The organism is Acidovorax sp. KPB24-07 (assembly GCF_057543315.1).
The window spans coordinates 1-1564 of sequence record NZ_BAAJYS010000597.1; the positions used below are offsets into that span (position 1 = coordinate 1).

The following is a 1564-nucleotide window of genomic DNA, read 5'->3' on the forward strand; positions in this document are numbered from 1 at the left end:
TGATGCAGCGGCTGGGGGTGCGCCTGCTGCGCGGCATCGAAGGCCCCGGCGCTCAGCGCCGTGGTGCTGCGGATCGGCAACTGCAGGGTGAAGTCGCCTTCTTCGGGGATGCATTCCTTGCGGCACACCAGCCACGAGGCGCGCAGGTGGAAGGTGGCGGTGCGCGCCAGCGGGCCAGGCGCGAACGCATCGGAGACGGCCATGGGCACCGGCAGCAGCACCGTGCCCTCGTAGCCGTAGTTGGCCAGGTTGCCAATGGGGATCTTGCGCGGCACGGGCCAGGCGATGTCGCCGGCCTCGATGCCGGCGGGCACCTGCCACTCCAGCTGTGTGGGCAGGCCCGAATCGCCCGAATTCATCCAGTAGGTGTGCCACTCGGGCTGGTGGGTGATCGACAGGCCCAGCCAGAGCGGCTTGCCCGGCGCCACACCCTCGGGGGCGTGGGCCACCAGCTCGGCCTGCACATGGGGGGTGGTGACGGTGCTGCTGCCGCTGCCGGCACCGGTGGTCTTGGGGCCCGATTGGGCCCCGGCGCCCATGTGGAAAGCGCTGACAGCTATCAAAAAAAGAGCGGGCAGCAAGCGCTGGAGCAGGCGGTGTGACATGTCGCAGGGTGGGAGCCGCAGCCCGGGGTTTGGTTCCTGGGCCGGTGTCAGGCGGCGAAGCCGAGCACCACGCGGCGCGAAAGGGCGCCTTTCTTCTCGATCTTGGTCACGACCACGGCGCCGATCTCGCCGGTGTGCGCCACATGCGTGCCGCCGCAGGGCTGCAGGTCGATCTGCGGCGCGCCCGCCTCGCCGGTGCCGCCCACGCGCACGGTGCGCACCTGGCCCGTGCCGCGCGGCGGCTGCACGCTCATGCTCTTGACCAGGGCGGGGTTGGCGTCCAGCTCCGCATCGGTGACGGTGCCCAGGGTGACGGCATGGCCTTCGGCCACCAGGCGCGCGATGCCGGCGGTCAGCGCGTCCTTGTCCAGCGCGCCGTCCATGTGGAAATCGAGCCGCGCGTAGTCGGGGGTGATCGAGCAGCCGTTCACGGGCTGCGCCACCAGGTGGCACAGCAGGTGGGTGGTGGTGTGAAAGCGCATCAGCCGGTGGCGGCGCTCCCAGTCGATGCGCGCGGTCACGGCCTCGCCCACCGTCCAGGGCGCGACTTCGCCCGGTGCGGGCACGTGCACGATGGCGGCCGTGGGCCGGCCTTCGGCATCCTTGCCCTTGCGTGTGTCGGCAATGGCGACGGTGCTGCCGTCCGCCCGCATCAGCACGCCGCTGTCGCCGGCCTGGCCGCCCCCGAGCGGGTAGAACACGGTGCGGTCCAGCACGATGCCGCCGTCCGGCTGCACCGCCACCACGGTGGCCTGGCATTCGCGCAGGTAGGCGTCTTCGCGGAAGAGGTCTTGCGTGGCCAGCGTGGGGGTGGGGGTGGTCGCAGGGGGGGAGCGGTCGTCGGTCGTCATGGCCCGATGGTAACGGCGGCGCCTGCGGGAGCGCCCTCCGTGCGGCGCGCCGTGGGCGTGGCGTGCGCCGGCGTGCACACCGGCGCGGGCGGAAGGCCGCCCACCTCG

Annotated in this window: 2 protein-coding genes; both read right to left on the reverse strand. The window is 72.3% G+C overall.

Annotated elements, in window-relative coordinates; genetic code table 11:
• Positions 1-605, reverse strand: a 605-nt coding sequence (locus AC27IQ_RS24215) for a protein-disulfide reductase DsbD domain-containing protein (protein WP_487091088.1), incomplete at its 3' end; no start/stop codon positions are given.
• Positions 606-652: 47 nt separating this feature from the next.
• Positions 653-1456: an alanyl-tRNA editing protein gene (locus tag AC27IQ_RS24220; RefSeq protein WP_487091089.1), complete on the reverse strand. Its 804-nt coding sequence runs from the start codon at positions 1454-1456 to the stop codon at positions 653-655.
• Between the last annotated feature and the right edge of the window lie 108 nt (positions 1457-1564).

Bases quoted from the DNA above. Each gene is read 5' to 3' on its own strand.
- AC27IQ_RS24220 (WP_487091089.1), bottom strand. From the start codon at position 1,456: ATGACGACCGACGACCGCTCCCCCCCTGCGACCACCCCCACCCCCACG.